The sequence below is a fragment of the Mycobacterium sp. NPDC050041 genome, from assembly GCF_049541695.1.
Taxonomy (GTDB): Bacteria; Actinomycetota; Actinomycetes; order Mycobacteriales; family Mycobacteriaceae; genus Mycobacterium.
This window is the reverse complement of the sequence record NZ_JBMVDG010000002.1, coordinates 363,320-383,007: the sequence shown is the minus strand read 5'-3', so window position 1 is coordinate 383,007 and position 19,688 is coordinate 363,320. Positions and strand designations below refer to the sequence as shown.

Below are 19,688 nucleotides of genomic sequence, written 5' to 3'. Positions count from 1 at the left end.
TTCCTCACACGGGAACCCGCACAATCGGAGCAAGCGTATGAACGCCATGAAGAGCCTGTTGGTCGGCGCAGCCGCATGCGCAGCCTTCGCGGCGGCCCCGGCCGTCGCCTCACTGCCCGGGCGTGACGCCCAGCCGGCCGCCGTGATCAGCGCGGTGGACGAGCGGCTGAAGACCATGACCTTGCACGGTGACCGCCTGGCGTACCGCGACGAGGGCGAAGGCGAGGTGGTGCTGCTGGTGCACGGCATGGGGGGCAGTTCGCAGACCTGGAGCGGCGTGATCCCGCTGCTGGCCAGGAAGTACCGGGTGATCGCCCCGGACCTGCTCGGCCACGGCGCATCCGACAAGCCGCGCGGCGACTACTCGGTGGGCGCGTTCGCCGTACTGCTCCGCGACTTCCTGGACACCCTCGGCGTCTCCCGCGTCACCGTCGTCGGACATTCCCTCGGCGGCGGCATCGCGATGCAGTTCGCCCATCAGCACGGCGAGTACTGCGACCGGATGGTGCTGATCAGCAGCGGCGGCTTCGGCGGCGACGTCGGCCGCGTGCTGCGCCTGCTGTCGCTGCCGGGCTCCGAACTCGTCCTGCCGGTCCTCGCATCGCGGGCTGCGATCTTCGCCGGCAACGCGGTGCGGGCGATGACGGGTTCCGCTGACCGCTTCACCGCCCGCCCGTCCCTGTCGAACCGGGATCACCGGCAGGCCTTCCTGCGCACGCTGCGATCGGTCGTCGACTTCCGCGGTCAGGCGGTGTCGGCCCTGAACAAGTTGTGCGACACCATGCCTGCGCTGATCATCAGCGGCGACGAGGACCGGGTGATCCCCGTCGAACATGCCCGTGCGGCCCACCGGCTGCTACCGAACAGCCGGCTGCACGTCATGGCCGGTGTGCACCACCATCCGCCGACCGAACGCCCCGAGACGGTGGCCGGACTGATCGACGAGTTCGTCGCCGCAGCCGCCGCGGACATGCCGGTCGCCGCGTAGCCATTCCCGGCGAGCCATTCCCGGCGAGAGGAACTAGAGGCGCTCGATGATCGTGACGTTGGCGGTGCCGCCGCCCTCGCACATCGTCTGCAGGCCGTAGCGGCCGCCGGTGCGCTCCAGCTCGTTGAGCATGGTGGCGAACAACTTCGCGCCGGTGGCGCCGAGCGGGTGACCCAGCGCGATGGCACCGCCGTTGGGGTTGACCTTCTCCGGGTCGGCCTTGATCTCCTTGAGCCAGGCGAGCACCACGGGCGCGAAGGCCTCGTTGATCTCGACGGTGTCGATGTCGTCGATCGACAGCCCGGTCTTCTCCAGCGCATAGCGGGTGGCGGGGATGGGACCGGTGAGCATGTACACCGGGTCGGCGCCCCGAGCGCTGATGTGGTGGATCCGGGCGCGCGGGGTCAGGTTGTGCTCCTTGACGGCCTGCTCGGAGGCGAGCAGCACCGCGCTCGCGCCGTCGGAGATCTGGCTGGCCACAGCCGCGGTCAGGCGGCCGCCCTCGGCGAGCGGCTTGAGCGACGCGAGCTTCTCCAGCGTCGACTCCCGCGGGCCCTCGTCGATGCGGAAGTCACCCACGGCGAGGATCTCGTTCTCGAAATGGCCGCCGCGGATCGCGCCGAACGCCCGCTGGTGGCTGGTGTAGGCGAACTGCTCCATCTCCTCGCGGGAGATGTTCCACTTCTCGGCGATCATCTCGGCGCCGCGGAACTGCGAGATCTCCTGGTCGCCGTAGCGGTGCCGCCAGTTCTCCGATTCGCCTGTGGGCGAGGTGAATCCGAACTCCTTGCCGACCACCATCGCGGACGCGATCGGGATCTGGCTCATGTTCTGCATGCCGCCGGCCAGGATGATGTCCGCCGTTCCGGACAGGATCGCTTGCGCGCCGAACGAGATGGCCTGCTGGCTGGATCCGCACTGCCGGTCGACCGTGACGCCGGGAACCTCCTCGGGGTAGCCGGCGGCCAGCCAGGCATTGCGGCCGATGTTGCCTGCCTGTCCGCCGATCGCGTCGACGCAGCCGACGATGACGTCGTCCACCGCGCCGGGGTCGACGTCGACCCGGTCGAAGATTCCGCGGAATGCATGCACCCCGAGGTCGATCGGATGCACACCGGCGAGCGAACCGCCGCGCTTGCCGACGGGGGTGCGCACAGCGTCGATGACATACGCCTCAGCCATGTTCAGCTCTCTTTCGTGGTGTTCGATGCGCCCGCGACGGTGATGCCGCCGAGCACGATGTCGAGGTACTGCCGCCCGACCTCCTGGGCAGTGAGCGGTCCGCCGGGCTGATACCAGCGCACCGAGACCCAGGTGGTGTCGCGGATGAAGCGGTAGACCAGGTCGACGTCGAGATCAGGGCGGAAGCAGCCCTCTTCGATGCCCTGGTTCAGCACGCTCATCCACATCCTGCGCTGCTCCTTGTTGCGCTCCTCGACGTAGGAGAAGCGCGGGTGCGCGGAGAGTCGTTTCGCCTCGTCCTGGTAGATGACCACCTGCGCGTGGCGGTGTTCGATCGCCTCGAACGACGCCAGGAACAGGCCCTTGAGCCGTTCGAGCGGAGTGGGTTCGGTGTCGACGATCTGCCGGTAGCGGTCGAACAGCCAGTCCAGGAATCCGCGCAGCACCTCGTCGACCATCTCCTCCTTGGAGGCGAAGTGGTGATAGAGGCTGCCGGAGAGGATTCCCGCCGAGTCGGCGATGTCGCGCACGGTGGTGGCCCGCAACCCGCGGTCGGCGAACATCGTCGCGGCGAGCTCGAGCAGCTCCTCGCGACGCGTCGGCGCCACCTTGTCCATCAGTGCAGACTACCAACCAAGCACTTGCTAGGTCGAGTCCGCCGTCAGTACCGGTAGTCGCCCCACCCGTACTGGAGGCACAGCTCCGGGCGATCGGTGTCCATCGGCCGGTCCGCACGCGACCGGGACAGGTTGAACAGGTACCACGGCTCCGGGTCGCGATGCGGCGAGGGAACGCAGAGCTGCACCTGCTCGGGCAGCCGGTGCACCGCGGGGTCGATGTCCGATGACAGCGTCGACAGGTACTCGGCGTCGAGTTCACCGGTCCGTTCGAAGCGGTCGATGTTCCGGTCGGCGATCAGCCGTTCCGGGTCGAGCGCCGCCAGCCCGAGCAGCGCCAGCACGCCCGCCACCAGCACCGCCTGCGGCAGCCACCGCGCCGTCATCCGGACACCCGCTGCCGCGACGAGCAGGAACACCGTGCCGAGCCACAGCTCGATGGTGATCACCATCAGCCGCTGGACGCTGAACCCGTAGGCCTCCTGGTACAGCCACATCCGGTGGATCGCCGAGATGACCACGACCACCGATGTGGCGCACAGGATTCCGACGAGCACCCGCAGCACCCGGCGGTCGGTGCCGGTCACCCGGGCCGCCACCCTGATCACCGCGGCCAGCACCAGCAGCGTCAGCGCCGACACCCAGAGCAGCTGCCAGAAGCCCTGCCTCGCGTACTCCGCGTAGGTCAGCCCCTCGGTCTCCAGCACATGGGCATGCCCACCGAACAGCACCGTCGCCTGCACGGCGACGAACACCAGGAACAGCGCGTCGAGCACACCGAGCGGCACCGCCCACTCCCACCGCCGCACCGGCTTGCCCGGCGCGGGCGCCAACGCGTCCAGCCGCGGCGGGAACCGCAGCAGGTACCCGCCGCCCAGCACGAAGGCCGCGACGATCACGAAGACGCCGCTGCGCGCGACGAACTCGTCGACCTGCAACTCCGGGGTGACGCTGCCCAGCACGTGCGCGAACGCGACGTCGGCCGCCGCGAACAGACCGCCGAAGACCAGCGCAACGGCCACGGTCACCCCCGCCACCACGGCCACCCGGCCGACGTCGGGGATGCGCCCGTGCGCCACCGAACCACTCGCACCGCGCCGGACCCAGCCCAGCACCCGCGCCGGCGAGGCCCACGGCACGAACGGTCCGGTGAACACCGCGGTCCAGGTGTGTCCGCCGACGATCGTCAGCCACCCGGTGATCCACGCGGTCATGATGCACAGCACGCCCAGCCAGTCCGCGGCGAGCAGTCCCGGCACCGCCAGCAGCGCCAGTGTCAGGGCGATGCCGCACCACTCCCGTCGGGTGGGCCTGCGCTGCGCCGTCGCATACACCACCCCGAAGACGATCAGCCCGGTCACGAGATAGCCGATGCTGTGCACCGACGGACGCCACAGCGCGGTGCCCAGCAGTGCCGCCACCGGAGCGGCGGCCAGCAGCAGGGACGGCGCCGCGGCCAGCGGGTCGATCGGCCAGACCTTGCGCGACCACACCGACCAACCGGGCTCGCCGTGGCGCGGCAGCAGCGGACCGAGCAGCGGCGGCGGGGGCGGCATCATCTGCACGCCGGGAACCATCTGCGTCATGCCTGAGGTCATGTGGGCACCTGTTCTCTCGGTTCGGGGATCGTGACGCTGATCCGGCAGCCCGCCCGGACGTCGGCGACGGAGATGGCGCCGCCGTGCAATTCGACGGCCCACCGGGCGATGGCCAGGCCCAGCCCGGTGCCGCCGTCGGAGGTGGCACCACGGGTGAAGCGCTGGAAGACGCGCTCGCGTTCCGCGGCCGGGATACCGGGGCCCTCGTCGCACACGTCGAGCCGGATGCCCGACGGCACGGCCGCGCACGCCAGCACCGACACCCGGCCGCCGGGCGGGCTGTGCCGGATCGCGTTCTGCACCAGGTTGACCACCACCTGCCGCAACCTCGCCGGATCGGCGACCGCGGTCAGCGTCGGCGGGGACACCCGCACCTCGATGATCGCCTGACCCGCAGCCACGTGCGCGACCGCGTCGCGCAGGAAGGCGTCGACGTCGAACCGCTCGTGACGCAACGGGATCGCGCCACCCTCGACGCGCGACAGGTCGAGCAGGTTGGTGACGAGCTCACCGAGGCGTTCGGTCTGCGCCAACGCCATCCGCATGGTGTCGGAGTCGGGTTGGGCGACACCGTCGATCACGTTCTCCAGCACCGCGTGCAGCGCGGTGATCGGCGTCCGCAGCTCGTGTGAGACGTTGGCGATCAGACCGCGCCGGTACTCGTCGGCCGCCCCGAGGTCGGCCGCCATCTGGTTGAATGCCGTTGCCAGCTGCCCGATCTCGTCACGCGATGTGGCGCGCACCCGGATGCTGTAGTCGCCGCGGGCCATCGCCCGCGCCGCGGCCGTCATCTGCCGCAGCGGCGAGGTCATCCCGTGGGCGAGGAACTGCGTGACCACCAGAGAGGTGACCAGCGCGGCGAGCAGGGCATACCGGAACTGCCAACTCGCGCCGATCCAGAAGGTGAACGACGCCAGCGTGATGGCGCCCGCCACCAACAGCCCGGTCTTGACCTTGAAGGACGCGAACGGGTCCAACGGCCTCGGCAGTCGCTCCCAGAAGGCGACGGCCCGGCCGCGGACGGTCACCGCGGCGTCTCCAGTGCGTACCCCACGCCGTGCACGGTCCTGATCAGTTCGGCACCCAGCTTGCGCCGCAACGCCTTCACGTGACTGTCCACCGTGCGGGTCTCCACCCCGGAGGCCCAGCCCCACACCTGCTCGAGCAGCACGTCGCGCGACACCACGGCCCTCGGCCGGCCGACGAGGAACGCCAGCAGGTCGAATTCGGTCCGGGTCAGGTGGATCTCGTCGTCCCCGCGGTGCACCCGCCGCGCCTGCATGTCGATGCGGCAGTCGCCCACCAGCAGCGGCTGCGGGTCGTCACCGGCGCGGTCCATCCGGCGCAGCAGCACCCGTACCCGCGCGACGAGCTCGCGCATGCTGAACGGTTTGGTCAGGTAGTCGTCGGCGCCGATACCCAGCCCGATGAGCATGTCGGTCTCGTCGCTGCGGGCGGTGAGCATCAGCACCGGGACGGGACGTTCGGCCTGGATCCGCCGGCACACCTCGAGCCCGTCGAATCCGGGCAGCATCACGTCGAGCACCACCAGATCGGGTGCGGTGGCCGCGGCGGTCGCCACCGCCGACGGCCCGTCGACCGCGGTGACCACGGTGAAGGCTTCAGCGCGCAGCCGGGTGGCCACCTGGGCCAGGATGGTCGGCTCGTCGTCGACCACCAGGATGCGCTTCACATGTCCGACTGTAGGGGCCGGTTGTGGGGCTTCCCGGCAGCGATTGTGAAGATTCGGTGGAGATGCTCGCTACGCCCGCTGGCTGGACACCGAGATGACCTCGCCGGTCAGGTAACTGGAGTAGTCGCTGGCGAGGAACGCGATGGTGGCCGCGACCTCCCACGGTTCGGCGGCCCGGCCGAAGGCCTCGCCGCCGGCCAGCTGGTCCAGCAGCTCCGAGGAGCTGGTCTTCTCCAGGAACTTGTGCCGCGCGATGCTCGGCGACACCGCGTTGATGCGCACGCCGAACTCCACGGCTTCGATTGCGCTGCAACGGGTCAGCGCCATCACCCCGGCCTTGGCTGCGGCGTAGTGGGACTGCGAGTGCTGTGCGCGCCAGCCGAGCACGCTGGCGTTGTTGACGATGACACCGCCGTGCGGGGCGTCACGGAAGTACCGCAGCGCCGCACGGGTGGCCCGCATCACCGACGTCAGGGTCACGTTCAGCACGCGGTCCCATTCGTCGTCGTCCATGTCGACCACCGGTGTCTGACCGCCCAGCCCGGCGTTGTTGACCAGGACGTCGATCCGGCCCATCTTCTCCACGGCCGTGCTGATCAGCGCATCGACGGCCGCGGTCGACGTCACGTCGCAGACCACCGCTTCGACGCGGCCTAGCCCGAGGGCGGCGAGTTCGTCGCGCGTCTCCCCGAGCCGGCGTTCGTGGTAGTCGGAGACCACGACGTCGGCGCCCTCGGCCAGCGCCCGGCGGGCGACCGCCGACCCGATGCCGGTACCCGCCGCGGCGGTGACCACCACCACCCTGCCTGCCAGGAGTGCGTGCCCGTCGATCTCCTTCGGCGCTTCGGTCAGCGTCATGTTCCCTTTGGCTCCCGCGGTAGGCCGAGCACCCGCTCGGCGATGATGTTGCGCTGGATCTCGTTCGACCCGCCGTAGATGGTGTCCGAGCGGGAGAACAGGTACAGCCGCTGCCACTCGTCGAATTCGCCGCCGGGCAGCGCCAGCCCCTCGCCGCCCACGATCTCCATCGCCAGCTCGCCGAGGTCGCGATGCCAGTTGGCCCACAACAACTTCGAGACGGAGTCTTTTCCTGGGTCGGCCTGACCCGACTCCTCGACGTCCATCGTCGCCAGCGCGTAGGAACGCATCGTGCGCAGGCCGACCCACGCCCGGGTCAGCCGCTCCCGGATCAGCGGGTCGTCGGCGGCGCCGGTGCGCTTGGCCACCTCGGCCAGCGCGGACAACTCACGGGCGTACTCGATCTGCTGGCCCAGCGTCGAGACGCCGCGCTCGAACGTCAGCGTCCCCATGGCCACCCGCCAGCCGTCCCCCGGCTCGCCGACCACCATCGAGGCGTCGGTGCGGGCATCGTCGAAGAAGACCTCGTTGAACTCGGAGTCGCCGGTCAGCTGGATGATCGGCCGGATCTCGACACCGGGCTGGTCGAGCGGCACGAGCAGATAGGACAGGCCGGCGTGGCGCTTGGAGCCCTTCTCGGTGCGGGCGATGACGAAGCACCACTGCGCCCAGTGCGCCAGCGACGTCCACACCTTCTGACCGTTGATGACCCACTGGTCGCCGTCCAGCTCGGCGGTGGTCGACACGTTGGCCAGATCGCTGCCCGCGCCCGGCTCGGAGTAGCCCTGCGACCACAGTTCGGTGACGTCGAGGATCCTGGGCAGGAAGCGCTGCTGCTGCTCGGGGGTGCCGTAGGCGATCAGCGTCGGACCGAGCAGTTCCTCACCGAGGTGGTTGACCTTGGCCGGTGCGTCGGCGATCGCGTACTCCTCGTAGAACGCCACCCGGTGCGCCACCGTCAGGCCGCGGCCGCCGTGCTCCTCCGGCCAGCCCAGGCACGTCAGGCCGGCCTCGGCGAGACGGCGGTTCCACGCCAACCGTTCCTCGAAGGCCTCGTGCTCGCGGCCGGGGCCGCCGAGGCCTTTGAGCGCGGCGAAGTCACCGACCAGATTCTCGCTGAGCCACTGCCGGACCTCGGCCCGGAACTCCTGGACCTCTATCACCCCTGTAGGCTAACCTACCAAGCACTTGCTTTGTTAGAGGAGCATCGATGACGACGCCCGGCGGGCAAGACCGGTCCGACGGCAGGACCGTTCCCCAGGTCCTCGACCGGATCGCCGACCAGTTCGCCGACCACGACGCGCTGGTCACCGACGACCGGCGGATCACCTACGCCCAGTTGAGGGACGAGGTCCGCCGCGCGGGCGCGGCCATGATCGACCTCGGCGTCGCATCCGGCGACCGCGTCGCGATCTGGTCCCCCAACACCTGGCACTGGGTGGTGGCCTGCCTCGCCACCCACTACGCCGGCGGCGTCGTCGTCCCGCTCAACACCCGCTACACCGCCAGTGAGGCCGCCGACGTCCTCGGCCGCACCGGCGCACCGCTGCTGTTCGCCTCGGGAGAGTTCCTCGGCGTCGACAAGGCGGCATCGCTGGCCGGTGCGGATCTGCCCGCCCTGCGGCACGTCGTGCGGGTGCCCGTCGACAAGGCCGACGGCACCTGGGACGACTTCGTCGCTCGCGGAACCGACCTCGCGGCGGTCGACGCCCGCGCCGCCGCCGTGCGGCCCGACGACGTGTCCGACATCCTGTTCACCTCGGGAACCACCGGCCGCAGCAAGGGCGCGCTGTGCGCCCACCGGCAGTCCCTGGACGCACCCGCCGCGTGGGCCGCCTGCGGAGAGCTCACCAGCGCCGACCGCTACCTGTGCATCAACCCGTTCTTCCACAACTTCGGCTACAAGGCGGGCATCCTGGCCTGCTTGCAGACCGGCGCGACGCTGATCCCGCAGCTGACGTTCGATCCCGAACGGGCGATGGCCGCCGTAGCGGAGCACCGCATCACCGTGTTGCCCGGACCGCCGACGATCTACCAGTCGCTGCTCGACCACCCCCGCCGCGCCGACCACGACCTGAGCTCGCTGCGCTTCGCGGTCACCGGCGCGGCCGTCGTGCCGGTGGTGCTGATCGAGCGCATGCAGGCCGAACTCGACATCGACATCGTGCTCACCGGCTACGGGCTCACCGAGGCCAGCGGCTTTGGCACCATGTGCCGGGCCGACGACGACGCGGTCACCGTCGCCAACACCTGCGGACGGCCGATCGCCGAATTCGAACTGCGCATCGACGGCGAGGGACCCGAGGGTGAGGTGCTGCTACGCGGCCCGAACGTGATGCTCGGCTACCTCGACGACCCCGAGGCGACCGCGGCGACCATCGACGCCGACGGCTGGCTGCACACCGGCGATATCGGCACCGTCGACTCGGCGGGCAACCTGCGGATCACCGACCGGCTCAAGGACATGTACATCTGCGGCGGGTTCAACGTCTACCCCGCCGAGATCGAACAGGTGCTGGCGCGCCTCGACGGGGTGGCCGAGTCCGCGGTGATCGGCGTACCCGACGAGCGGCTCGGCGAGGTCGGCAAGGCGTTCGTCGTCGCCAGGCCCGACGCCACGCTCGACGCGCAGACCGTGATCGCCCACACCCGTGAACATCTCGCCAACTTCAAGACACCACGATCGGTGGAGTTCCTCGACGCGCTGCCCCGCAATCCCGGGGGCAAGGTGGTCAAGCCTGCGCTTCGGGAAATGTCCCACAAGGAAGAAGCCTGAATGGACCTGACATTCGACGACTCCGCCGAGGACTTCCGCGCGGAGGTGCGCGAGTTCCTCGCGGCGAATCGCGACTCGTTCCCGACGACGTCCTACGACAACGCCGAGGGTTTCGCGCAGCACCGGCAGTGGGACAAGGTGCTGTTCGACGCAGGCCTGTCGGTGATCACCTGGCCCGAGCAGTACGGCGGCCGGGACGCCTCGCTGATGCAATGGGTGGTCTACGAGGAGGAGTACTTCCGCGCCGGTGCGCCGGGCCGGGCCAGCGCCAACGGCACCTCGATGCTCGCCCCGACGCTGTTCGCGCACGGCACCTCCGAGCAGCTCGATCGCATCCTGCCGAAGATGGCCAGCGGTGAGGAGATCTGGGCGCAGGCCTGGTCGGAGCCCGAGTCGGGCAGCGACCTGGCCTCACTGCGCTCGACGGCGACGCGCACGGACGGCGGCTGGCTGCTCAACGGGCAGAAGATCTGGAGTTCGCGGGCGCCGTTCGGCGACAGGGCGTTCGGGCTGTTCCGCTCCGACCCCGAGGCGCAGCGCCACAAGGGCCTCACGTACGTGATGTTCGACCTGAAGGCCGACGGCGTCACCGTGCGGCCGATCGTCCAGCTCGGCGGCGACACCGGGTTCGGCGAGATCTTCCTCGATGACGTCTTCGTGCCCGACGCCGACGTGATCGGTGAGGTGAACGACGGCTGGCGGGCCGCGATGAGCACGTCGAGCAACGAACGCGGCATGTCGCTGCGCAGCCCGGCGCGGTTCCTGGCGCCGGCCGAACGACTGGTTGCCGACTGGGCGAAGGACCGCGATCCCGCGATCGCCGACCGGGTGGCCGACGCCTGGATCAAGGCGCAGGCCTACCGGCTGCACACCTTCGGCACCGTGACCCGCGTCGCCGGTGGCGGTGAGCTGGGCGCGGAATCGTCGGTCACCAAGGTGTTCTGGTCCGACCTCGACGTCGAGCTGCACCAGACCGCGCTCGACCTGCGCGGCCCCGACGCCGAACTCGCCGGCTCCTGGACCGACGGACTGCTGTTCGCGCTCGGCGGGCCGATCTATGCGGGCACCAACGAGATTCAGCGTAACATCATCGCCGAACGGCTGCTGGGTCTGCCCCGCGAGCCGAAAGGGCAGGCCAAATGAACTTCGAGATCGACGAGCAGCAGCGGGATTTCGCGGCCAGCATCGACGCGGCGCTCGGGGCGGCCGACGTGCCGGGTGCGGTGCGCGCCTGGGCCGCCGGTGACCCCGGGCCCGGCCGCAAGGTGTGGGCGCAGCTGGCCGACCTGGGCGTTACCGCGCTGCTGGTCGCCGAGGAGTTCGACGGCATCGACGCCCACCCGGTCGACCTCGTGGTGGCCGCCGAGCGGCTGGGCCGCTGGTGTGTGCCGGGGCCGGTCACCGAGTCCATCGCGGTGGCCCCGGTGCTGCTGGCCGGTGACGAGCGCAGCGCCGCACTGGCATCCGGTGAGCTGATCGCGACCGTCGCCCTGCCGCCGCGGGTGCCGAGGGCCGTCGACGCCGACACCGCAGGTCTGGTGCTGCTCGCCGACGACCACGGCGTGCGTGACGGGTCCGCAGGCGCACCGCACGAGTCGGTGGACCCGGCACGGAAGCTGTTCGACGTCAACGCCTCCGGAGAGTCCCGCGCCGCCGACGTCGCCCGCGCCTACGAATTCGGCGCGCTGGCCACCGCCGCTCAGTTGGTCGGCGCCGGCCAGGCGATGCTCGACCAGTCGGTGGAGTACGCCAAGCAGCGTCACCAGTTCGGCCGTGCGATCGGTTCGTACCAGGCGATCAAGCACAAGCTCGCCGACGTGCTCATCGCCGTCGAACTGGCCCGCCCCCTCGTCTACGGCGCGGCCCTGTCGCTCGCCGACGGTTCCCCGGACACCGCCCGCGATGTCAGCGCCGCCAAGGTAGCCGCATCCGACGCCGCGCTGCTGGCCGCGCGATCGGCGCTGCAGACCCACGGGGCGATCGGCTTCACCCACGAACACGACCTGTCGCTGTGGCTGCTGCGGGTGCAGGCACTGCGCTCGGCGTGGGGCGACCCGGCGTGGCACCGCAGGCGGGTGCTGGAGGAGTTGACGAGATGAGGGCCCAGCGAGGAGCGGAGCGGATCGCGAATGAGTGAAGAGCGGGAACTGCTGCGCGACACCGTCGCCGCACTGGTCGACAAGCACGCCGCCCCCGCCGCGGTGCGCGAGGCGATGGCGTCCGACCGCGGTTACGACGAGTCGCTGTGGAAGCTGTTGTGCGAGCAGGTCGGTGCGGCCGCGCTGGTGGTGCCCGAGGAGCTCGGCGGCGCAGGCGGTGAACTGGCCGATGCGGCGGTGGTGATCGAGGAGCTGGGCCGGGCCCTGGTGCCGACGCCGCTGCTGGGCACGACCCTGGCCGAACTGGCGCTGCTCGCCGCCGACGAACCCGACACCGACGCCATCGAGGGGCTGGCCGAGGGCACCCGCATCGGCGCGGTGGTGTTCGACCCGGAGTACGTGGTGAACGGCGACGTCGCCGACGTGGTGATCGCCGTCGACGGTGAGCGGCTGGTGCGCTGGACCGACGTGTCCGCCGAGGCGCACGTGACGATGGACCCGACGCGCCGGCTGGCACGGCTGCAGGGCCGGGCCGCTGGGGAACTCGGCGCCGACCCGGGACTGGCCGACATCGCCGCGCTGCTGCTGGCCGCCGAGCAGATCGGCGCAGCGGCAAGGTGTCTCGAGCTGACGGTGGCCTACACCAAGGACCGGGTGCAGTTCGGCAGGCCGATCGGCAGTTTCCAGGCCCTCAAGCACCGGATGGCCGACCTCTACGTGCTGGTGCAGTCGGCCAGGGCCGTGGTGAACGAGGCGATCGCCGAGCCGTCGGCCACGTCGGCCGCACTGGCCCGGTTCACCGCGAGCGAGGCATTCAGCGCGGTGGCAGGCGAGGCGATCCAGATGCACGGCGGCATCGCGATCACCTGGGAACACGACATCCAGCTCTACTTCAAGCGCGCCCACGGCAGCGCACAGCTGCTCGGCGCGCCCCGCGACCACCTGCGCCGCCTCGAATCCCAAGTCCTCTAGAGGGGATTTCGGCGCGGAAACGTTCGCTGAGTGATCGTCTCCGCGCCGAAATCACTATGCGCCGGGGACGAGGAGGGTCTTGCCGGGCAGCCGCCCGGCGTCGGACTCGTCGTGCACCGCGGCGACCTCGGCCAGCGGCCGGCGATCGGCGACGTCGATGTGCAGCTCGCCGGCGTCGACACGGCCGACGAGGCCGGCGAGTTGGGCTGCGTCGCTGCGGACGAAGACCCGCTGCGTGCGCACCCGGGGATTCTCCTCCCCTGAGGCCATCGTGCCGACGTGGAATCCACCGTCCTTGACCACGCTCACCAGCGCCGCCGTCTCCTCCGGTGAGCTGCTGACCAGGTTGAGCACGACGTCGAACGGCTGTCCGTCGACCACGAATGGTGTTGCGGCGTAGTCGATGTGATCGATCAGCCGGTCGACGCCGTAGCGGCGCAGCCGGCCGGCGCTGCGCGCGGATGCGGTCGCGGTGACGATCGCCCCGGCGCGCTTGGCGAGCTGGACGGCGTAGCCGCCGACCGCTCCGCCCGCACCGTTGATCAGGATCGTCTGTCCGGCCTCGAGTCCGGCGACCTCGAACAGTGCCTGCCAGGCCGTCAGCCCGACCGTGGGCAGTGCCGCGGCGTCGGCCAGGGCGACCGAGCGCGGCGCGGCGGTCAGCACCTCGACCGGAGCGACGACGTACTCCGCGGCGGCTCCGTCGGCATCGAGTGCCAGCATGCCCACCACGGCGTCGCCGACGTGCCAGCCGTCCACCCCATCGCCCAGTTCGGCGATGGTGCCCGCGACGTCGATGCCCGGCGTGTGCGGGAACGTGATCGCGTACACCTGGGACAGGTAGCCGCCCCGGATGCCCGCGTCGACCGGGTTGAACGACGTCGCGGCGACCTTGACGAGCACCTCCCCGGCGCCCGGCGCGGGCCGTTGCACGTCCTCGTACCGCAAGACTCCGCTGTCGCCGTACCGGTGGTAGATCGCTGCCTTCATGATGTCCTCCTCTGTCAGGTGCTTCGATATCGAAGCAGTTACACTCCGAGTAACTTGCTTCGAACGCGAAGCATTCCCGTTTAGCGGATATTGCTTCGAGCTCGAAACACTAGGCTGGTGCCATGGCCGAACCCCTCGGGCCCGCGCAGATGCGGACCTACTTCGCCCTCACCGAGGCGGTGAGCCTGCTGCAGTACGCCGTGCGACAGCAGCTGCAGGCCGAAGGCGACCTGAGCTACGTGCAGTTCGAGGTGCTGGCCACGCTGGTCGACGCCGAGCGACCACTCACCATGACCGAACTGGCCGACGGTGTGGTCTACAGCCGCAGCGGCCTCACCCATCAGGCCGGCCTGCTGGAGAAGGCCGGGCTGATCACCCGCACCGCGAGCCCGCACGACCAGCGGGCGACGGTCGTCGACATCACCCGGGCGGGCCGGACCCGCGTGGCCAAGGTCCTGCCCGGTCACATCGAGGTGGTACGCGACCTGCTCTACGGCGCGCTCGACGATGCCGACGTGCAGACCCTCGGTGACCTGATGAGCCGGGTCCGCGACCACATGCGTGACCGGCCGCCCCGCTCGGCCGCCTCGCGCAAGCACCGCAACCCGCTTCAGTAGCCTGGCGCAATGGGTGACCGGGTGGCACTGAGGGCAGGCATCCCGCCCTTCTACGTGATGGACGTCTGGCTGGCCGCCGCGCAACGGCAGCGTTCGCACGGCGACCTGGTGAACCTGTCGGCGGGTCAGCCCAGTGCCGGCGCTCCGACGGCGGTGCGCGAGGCGGCCGTGGCCGCACTGCAGGGCGACCAGCTCGGCTACACCGTCGCACTGGGCATCCCCGAACTGCGGGCCGCGATCGCACAGCGCTATGACGACCGGTACGGCCTTGCGGTACAGCCCGACGACGTGGTGATCACCACCGGCTCGTCGGGCGGCTTCCTGCTGACGTTCCTGGCGTGCTTCGACGTCGGTGACCGGGTCGCGATCGCCAGCCCCGGCTACCCCTGTTACCGCAACATCCTCTCGGCGCTCGGCTGCGAGGTGGTCGAGATCCCGTGCGGGCCGGACACCCGGTTCCAGCCCACCGCCCGCCAGCTCGCCGAACTCGATCCGCCGGTGCAGGGCGTCATCGTGGCCAGCCCGGCCAACCCCACCGGAACCGTGATCCCCCCCGACGAACTCGCGGCCATCGCCTCGTGGTGCGCCACCTCAGGCGTGCGTCTGATCAGCGACGAGGTGTACCACGGGCTGGTGTACGAAGGCGCCCCCGCCACCAGCTGCGCCTGGCAGACATCGCGAGATGCCGTGGTGGTCAACAGCTTCTCGAAGTACTTCGCGATGACGGGATGGCGGCTGGGCTGGCTGCTGGTGCCCGAGGAACTCCGGCGCGCCGTCGACCGGCTGACGGGCAACTTCACCATCTGCCCGCCTGCGCTGGCCCAGCACGCGGCCGTCGCCGCCTTCACCCCCGAATCGATCGCGGAGTCCGACGGCCTGCTGCGGCACTACGCCGACAACCGGCGCCTACTGCTCGACGGCCTGCGGCAGATCGGCGTCGACCGGGTCGCCCCCACCGACGGCGCGTTCTACGTCTACGCCGACGTGAGCGACTACACCACCGACTCGATGTCGTTCTGCTCGAAACTGTTGGCGGACACCGGTGTCGCGATCGCACCGGGAATCGACTTCGACACCGTGCACGGCGGCTCGTTCGTCCGGCTCTCCTTCGCCGGGCCCACCGCAGACATCACCGAGGCGCTGCGCCGGATCGGGCCGTGGCTGGCCGGACGCTAGGGCTTCTGCTGCGCGTACCACTGCAGCAGCGCCGGGTCGTCGACCGCACTCGGGTTGACCACCTTCGCCGGATCGGCGCCCTGCAACAGCTTCTTGACCGGCACCTCCAACTTCTTGCCGGTGCGGGTGTGCGGGATGCCGGGCGCGAGCACGATCTGGTCCGGCACGTGGCGCGGTGACACGTCGGCGCGGATGGTGTCCTTGATCGTGGCCCGCAGGTCGTCGGTGAGTTCACCGCCATCGGCGAGGGTGACGAATAGCGGCATCCAGTAGCCGCCGTCGGATTGCTCGACGCCGATCACCAGCGCCTCGGCGATCTCCGGCAGCCCCTCGACGGCCTGGTAGATGTCCGCGCTGCCCATCCTGATCCCGTGCCGGTTGAGGGTCGAGTCCGAGCGACCGTGCACCACGATGCTGCCCCGCTCGGTGCGGGTGATCCAGTCGCCGTGCCGCCACACCCCTGGGTACATCTCGAAATAGGCGTCGCGGTAACGGCTTCCGTCGTCGTCGTTCCAGAACGACACCGGCATCGACGGCATCGGCTTGGTGATGACGAGCTCGCCGACCTCGCCGCGGACGGGCTGACCGGATTCGTCCCAGGCGTCGAGGGCGACGCCGAGGAACGGCGCCGACAGCTCGCCCGGCCACACCGGCACCGTGCGCACCCCGCCGGCGAACGCCGACACCACGTCGGTGCCACCACTGATCGACGACACCTGCACATGCTCACCAACGTTGTCGTGCAACCACATCGACGATGACGCCGGCAGCGACGATCCGGTGATGCCGACCGTCTTGAGTGCCGAGAGGTCGTGGTCGCGGCGAGGCACCGCCCCGGCCTTGGCGCACGCCAGCACGTAACCGGGACTGGTGCCCAGCACGGTCACGCCGAACCGGGCCGCAACCGCCCACAGCGCGTCGGGCGTCGGGCACGTGGGGCTGCCGTCGTAGCAGATGATGGTCGCCCCCACCAGCAGGCCCGCCACCTGGTAGTTCCACATCATCCAGCTCGGGCTGGTGTACCAGAAGAACACGTCGTCGGCGCCGATGTCGGACTGCAGCGCAGCGGCTTTGAGGTGCTCCACCAGGACGCCGCCGTGCCCGTGCACGATGCCCTTCGGCAGGCCGGTGGTGCCCGAGGAGTACAACACCCACAGCGGGTGGCCGAACTCGACCTGCTCGGTGCTCAGCTCGGCGTCGCCGGGAGCGCTGACGGCGGCCCAGTCCAGCCAGTCGTCGGGGGCGTCGAGACCCAGGCGCGACACCAGGACGGCGGCCTTGCACGTCGGCAGCCCGGCGCGCAGCGCGCTGATCTCGTCGCGCTTGTCGTGGACCTTGCCGTTGAACCGGTAGCCGTCGGCGGCGACGAGCACCGTCGGCTCGAGCTGGCCGAGGCGGTCGAGCGCGGCCCGTGCGGTGTAGTCCTGGCCGCAGGCGCTCCAGACGGCGCCGATCGCCGCCGTCGCCAGGAACGCCACCACGGCCTCGGGGACGTTGGGCAGGTACCCCGCGACGCGGTCACCGGGACCGACGCCGAGGTCGCGCAGCGTGTGCGCGAACGCCGCTGCGCGACCCAGCAGTTCGTCCCACGACATCTCGGTGCCGTGGCCGTCCTCATCGACGTGGATGATGGCGGTGCGGTCACCGCGAGCCTGCCGCCTGACCTGGTCGACGTAGTTGCAGCGGGTGCCGGGAAACCATTGCGCACCGGGCATCTCGTCGTCGGCGAGGACCTCGGCCGGTGCGTCGCCGAGGTCGAAGTACTCCCACAGCGCCGACCAGAAGCCGGCCAGATCGTCGACCGACCACTGCCACAGGGTCTGATAGTCCGGCATGTCGCGTCCCGTGCGCGCGGCCACGAAGCCGGCGAAGTCGGTGATGGTGGACTCGGCGACATCCCGGTCGGTGGGCACCCACTGCGGTTCGATCATTTCGGGCACGTCGGTCATCGTGCGCTCCACCCGCCGTCCATCGTGTACGAGGCGCCGGTGACCATGCCGGCCTGCGGCCCGGTGAGCCAACCCACCAGCGAGGCCACCTCGCCGGGTTCGACGAGACGCTTGATCGCGGCCTCCTTGAGGAGTATCTGTGTCACCACCTCATCCTCCGCGATGCCGTGCGCCTTGGACTGATCGGCTATCTGTTTCGTGACCAGGGGGGTACGCACGTAGCCCGGGTCGACGCAGTTGCTGGTCACCCCGCGCGGGCCGCCCTCGAGCGCGGTCACCTTCGACAGGCCCTCGAGTGCGTGCTTGGCGGTGACGTAGGCGGACTTGAACTCCGACGCCCGCAGGCCGTGCACCGACGAGATGTTGACGATCCGCCCGAAACCCCGGTCGTACATGTGCGGCAGCGCCGCCCGAACCAGCAGGAACGGCGCCTCCACCATGAGCGCGAGGATGAAGCGGAACTTCTCGGGCGGGAAGTCGGTGATCGGGCTGACGTGCTGCACGCCGGCGTTGTTCACCAGGATGTCGACGTCGAGCTTCAGGTCCTCGAGGGCGGTGACGTCGGAAAGGTCGACGGCCCACGCCTTTCCGCCGATCTCGTCGGCGACCGCCTTCGCGGCGACGTCGTCGAGGTCGGCGACGGTGACCGCGGCGCCCCTGGCGGCCAGTTCCCGCGCACAGGCCGCGCCGATGCCGCTCGCGCCGCCGGTGACGAGGGCGGTGCGCCCGTCGAGATCCGTCATCGGCGGGCAGCCTCGGCTTCGCGGGCGAGGTCCGCGCGGTCCGCCTCGTCGAGCGACTCGAGGTCGATGCCCCGGGTCTCCCTGGTGAAGAGCACCGCGACGAGGGTGATGGCGCACGCCGCGGCCAGGTAGATCGCGACGGGCACCGCGGAGCCGTAGATGTCGAGCAGCTTGACCGCGATGAGCGGCGCGAGCGAGCCCGCGACGATCGACGTGACCTGATAACCGAGGGACACACCGGAATAGCGCATCCGCGTCGGGAACATCTCGGCCATGATCGCCGGCTGCGGGGCGTACATCAACGCGTGGAACACCAGACCGATGGTCACCGCCGCCGTGACGATGACGTAGTTCCCGCTGTTCATCATCGGGAAGGCGAAGAACCCCCAGGTGGCGCCGGTGACCGCGCCGACCATGTACACCGGGCGGCGGCCGTAGCGGTCCGAGAGCCAGCCGACGAGCGGCACCACCGCGAAGTGCACCGCGTGGGCGACCAGCAGGTACCAGAGGATCGACGTGGTGTCCGCGCCCACCTGGGTCTTGAGGTAGGTGATGGAGAAGGTGACCACCAGGTAGTACATGATGTTCTCGCCGAAGCGCAGGCCCATCGCGGTGAAAACACCACGCGGGTAACGCTTCAGGACCTCGAGCACACCGAAGGAGGTGGCCTTCACCCGCTCGACCTCCTGCTGGGCGGCAAGGAAGATCGGGGCGTCGGTGACCTTGGTCCGGATGTAGTAGCCGACCAGCACCACGACCGCGGACAGCCAGAACGCCACGCGCCAGCCCCAGGACAGGAAGGCGGAGTCCGGCAGCGTCGTGGTGAGCACCAAGAGCACCACGGTGGCCAGCAGGTTGCCGACCGGCACTCCCGCCTGCGGCCAACTGGCCCAGAACCCGCGCTGGCGGTCGGGGCTGTGCTCGGCGACGAGCAGCACAGCGCCGCCCCACTCACCGCCGACGGCGAAGCCCTGGATGAACCGCAGCGCCACCAGCAGCCCCGGCGCCCAGTAGCCGATCTGCCCGAAGGTGGGCAGGCAGCCCATCAGGAATGTCGCCGCGCCGACCAGGACCAGGCTGAACTGCAACAGCTTCTTGCGCCCGTACTTGTCGCCGAAGTGCCCGAACACCACGCCGCCGACCGGTCTCGCGACGAAGCCGACGGCGTACGTCGCGAATGCCAGGAAGATCGCGTTCAGTTCACTGGTGGTCTCGGAGAAGAAGATCTTGTTGAAGACCAGCGTCGCGGCGGTGCCGTAGAGGAAGAACTCGTACCACTCGACGACGGTGCCGGCCATCGACGCCACGACGACCCGTTTCAGCCCCTGGGTGATCGAGCTCGGAGGACTGGTGTCCGGTTGTACCGGCTCCTGCACGCTCATCGCACGCTCCGTTCATGACGCAGGACATATGGAGGGTCGCACTGTGAC

Annotated in this window: 18 protein-coding genes; 7 read left to right on the top strand and 11 right to left on the bottom strand. The window is 70.0% G+C overall.

Annotated elements, in window-relative coordinates:
• Positions 1–166: 166 nt before the first annotated feature.
• Positions 167–988 (top strand): alpha/beta fold hydrolase, encoded by an 822-nt coding sequence (locus ACPCHZ_RS07155; RefSeq protein ID WP_423484673.1) that lies wholly within the window; start codon positions 167–169, stop codon positions 986–988.
• A 33-nt stretch (positions 989–1,021) separates the two neighbouring features.
• Here ACPCHZ_RS07155 and fadA6 read toward each other — a convergent pair whose 3' ends face one another.
• From fadA6 to ipdE1, 7 genes are all read right to left on the bottom strand, one after another.
• Positions 1,022–2,170 carry a steroid 3-ketoacyl-CoA thiolase FadA6 gene (gene fadA6, locus ACPCHZ_RS07150; RefSeq protein WP_423484107.1) on the bottom strand — a complete coding sequence of 383 codons (1,149 nt, stop codon included), beginning with the start codon at positions 2,168–2,170 and terminating at the stop codon, positions 1,022–1,024.
• 2 nt (positions 2,171–2,172) lie between these two features.
• Positions 2,173–2,787, bottom strand: a complete 615-nt coding sequence (kstR2, locus tag ACPCHZ_RS07145; protein ID WP_364976050.1) for a TetR family transcriptional regulator KstR2 — start codon at positions 2,785–2,787, stop codon at positions 2,173–2,175.
• Positions 2,788–2,831: 44 nt separating this feature from the next.
• A complete protein-coding gene (locus ACPCHZ_RS07140) occupies positions 2,832–4,385 on the bottom strand; it encodes a DUF4153 domain-containing protein (RefSeq protein WP_423484106.1) in 1,554 nt (517 codons plus the stop codon).
• Positions 4,382–5,413, bottom strand: coding sequence for an ATP-binding protein (locus tag ACPCHZ_RS07135; protein ID WP_423484105.1), 1,032 nt, complete (start codon positions 5,411–5,413; stop codon positions 4,382–4,384). The genes ACPCHZ_RS07140 and ACPCHZ_RS07135 overlap by 4 nt, the downstream gene beginning before the upstream one ends.
• Positions 5,410–6,078, bottom strand: coding sequence for a response regulator (locus ACPCHZ_RS07130; protein WP_423484104.1), 669 nt, complete (start codon positions 6,076–6,078; stop codon positions 5,410–5,412). Before ACPCHZ_RS07130 ends, ACPCHZ_RS07135 begins: the two co-directional genes overlap by 4 nt.
• A 69-nt stretch (positions 6,079–6,147) precedes the next feature.
• Complete coding sequence (gene ipdF / locus ACPCHZ_RS07125) at positions 6,148–6,936, bottom strand: (5R,7aS)-5-hydroxy-7a-methyl-1-oxo-2,3,5,6,7,7a-hexahydro-1H-indene-carboxyl-CoA reductase (protein WP_423484103.1); 789 nt, start codon at positions 6,934–6,936, stop codon at positions 6,148–6,150.
• The gene (ipdE1, locus tag ACPCHZ_RS07120) at positions 6,933–8,099 is read right to left on the bottom strand and encodes an acyl-CoA dehydrogenase IpdE1 (RefSeq protein ID WP_423484102.1); all 1,167 of its coding nucleotides are present in this window, start codon (positions 8,097–8,099) and stop codon (positions 6,933–6,935) included. Before ipdE1 ends, ipdF begins: the two co-directional genes overlap by 4 nt.
• A 47-nt stretch (positions 8,100–8,146) precedes the next feature.
• On the opposite strand from ipdE1, the gene fadD3 reads away from it, so the two are divergent.
• From fadD3 to ACPCHZ_RS07100, 4 genes are read left to right on the top strand one after another with little or no spacing between them, the layout of a single operon-like run.
• Positions 8,147–9,712, top strand: coding sequence for a 3-((3aS,4S,7aS)-7a-methyl-1,5-dioxo-octahydro-1H-inden-4-yl)propanoate--CoA ligase FadD3 (fadD3, locus tag ACPCHZ_RS07115; protein WP_423484101.1), 1,566 nt, complete (start codon positions 8,147–8,149; stop codon positions 9,710–9,712).
• Complete coding sequence (locus tag ACPCHZ_RS07110) at positions 9,713–10,855, top strand: acyl-CoA dehydrogenase family protein (protein WP_423484100.1); 1,143 nt, start codon at positions 9,713–9,715, stop codon at positions 10,853–10,855. It begins immediately after the preceding gene.
• Positions 10,852–11,811 carry an acyl-CoA dehydrogenase family protein gene (locus ACPCHZ_RS07105; protein ID WP_423484099.1) on the top strand — a complete coding sequence of 320 codons (960 nt, stop codon included), beginning with the start codon at positions 10,852–10,854 and terminating at the stop codon, positions 11,809–11,811. Before ACPCHZ_RS07110 ends, ACPCHZ_RS07105 begins: the two co-directional genes overlap by 4 nt.
• A 30-nt stretch (positions 11,812–11,841) precedes the next feature.
• Positions 11,842–12,783, top strand: coding sequence for an acyl-CoA dehydrogenase family protein (locus ACPCHZ_RS07100; protein WP_423484098.1), 942 nt, complete (start codon positions 11,842–11,844; stop codon positions 12,781–12,783).
• Between the two features lie 54 nt (positions 12,784–12,837).
• Here ACPCHZ_RS07100 and ACPCHZ_RS07095 read toward each other — a convergent pair whose 3' ends face one another.
• Positions 12,838–13,773 carry an NADP-dependent oxidoreductase gene (locus ACPCHZ_RS07095; protein ID WP_423484097.1) on the bottom strand — a complete coding sequence of 312 codons (936 nt, stop codon included), beginning with the start codon at positions 13,771–13,773 and terminating at the stop codon, positions 12,838–12,840.
• Between the two features lie 122 nt (positions 13,774–13,895).
• On the opposite strand from ACPCHZ_RS07095, the gene ACPCHZ_RS07090 reads away from it, so the two are divergent.
• Together ACPCHZ_RS07090 and ACPCHZ_RS07085 are read left to right on the top strand one after the other, a co-directional pair.
• Positions 13,896–14,390, top strand: coding sequence for a MarR family winged helix-turn-helix transcriptional regulator (locus ACPCHZ_RS07090; RefSeq protein WP_423484096.1), 495 nt, complete (start codon positions 13,896–13,898; stop codon positions 14,388–14,390).
• 9 nt (positions 14,391–14,399) lie between these two features.
• Positions 14,400–15,566, top strand: a complete 1,167-nt coding sequence (locus tag ACPCHZ_RS07085; protein WP_423484095.1) for a pyridoxal phosphate-dependent aminotransferase — start codon at positions 14,400–14,402, stop codon at positions 15,564–15,566.
• Here ACPCHZ_RS07085 and ACPCHZ_RS07080 read toward each other — a convergent pair.
• The 3 genes from ACPCHZ_RS07080 to ACPCHZ_RS07070 are packed head-to-tail and all read right to left on the bottom strand — an operon-like array spanning position 15,563 to position 19,640.
• Positions 15,563–17,497 carry an acetoacetate--CoA ligase gene (locus ACPCHZ_RS07080; RefSeq protein ID WP_423484672.1) on the bottom strand — a complete coding sequence of 645 codons (1,935 nt, stop codon included), beginning with the start codon at positions 17,495–17,497 and terminating at the stop codon, positions 15,563–15,565. The genes ACPCHZ_RS07085 and ACPCHZ_RS07080 overlap by 4 nt on opposite strands.
• Before the next feature lie 14 nt (positions 17,498–17,511).
• Entirely contained in the window at positions 17,512–18,258 is a 747-nt protein-coding gene (locus tag ACPCHZ_RS07075; RefSeq protein ID WP_423484094.1) for a 3-hydroxybutyrate dehydrogenase, read from the bottom strand.
• Positions 18,255–19,640: an MFS transporter gene (locus ACPCHZ_RS07070; protein WP_364976088.1), complete on the bottom strand. Its 1,386-nt coding sequence runs from the start codon at positions 19,638–19,640 to the stop codon at positions 18,255–18,257. The genes ACPCHZ_RS07075 and ACPCHZ_RS07070 overlap by 4 nt, the downstream gene beginning before the upstream one ends.
• Between the last annotated feature and the right edge of the window lie 48 nt (positions 19,641–19,688).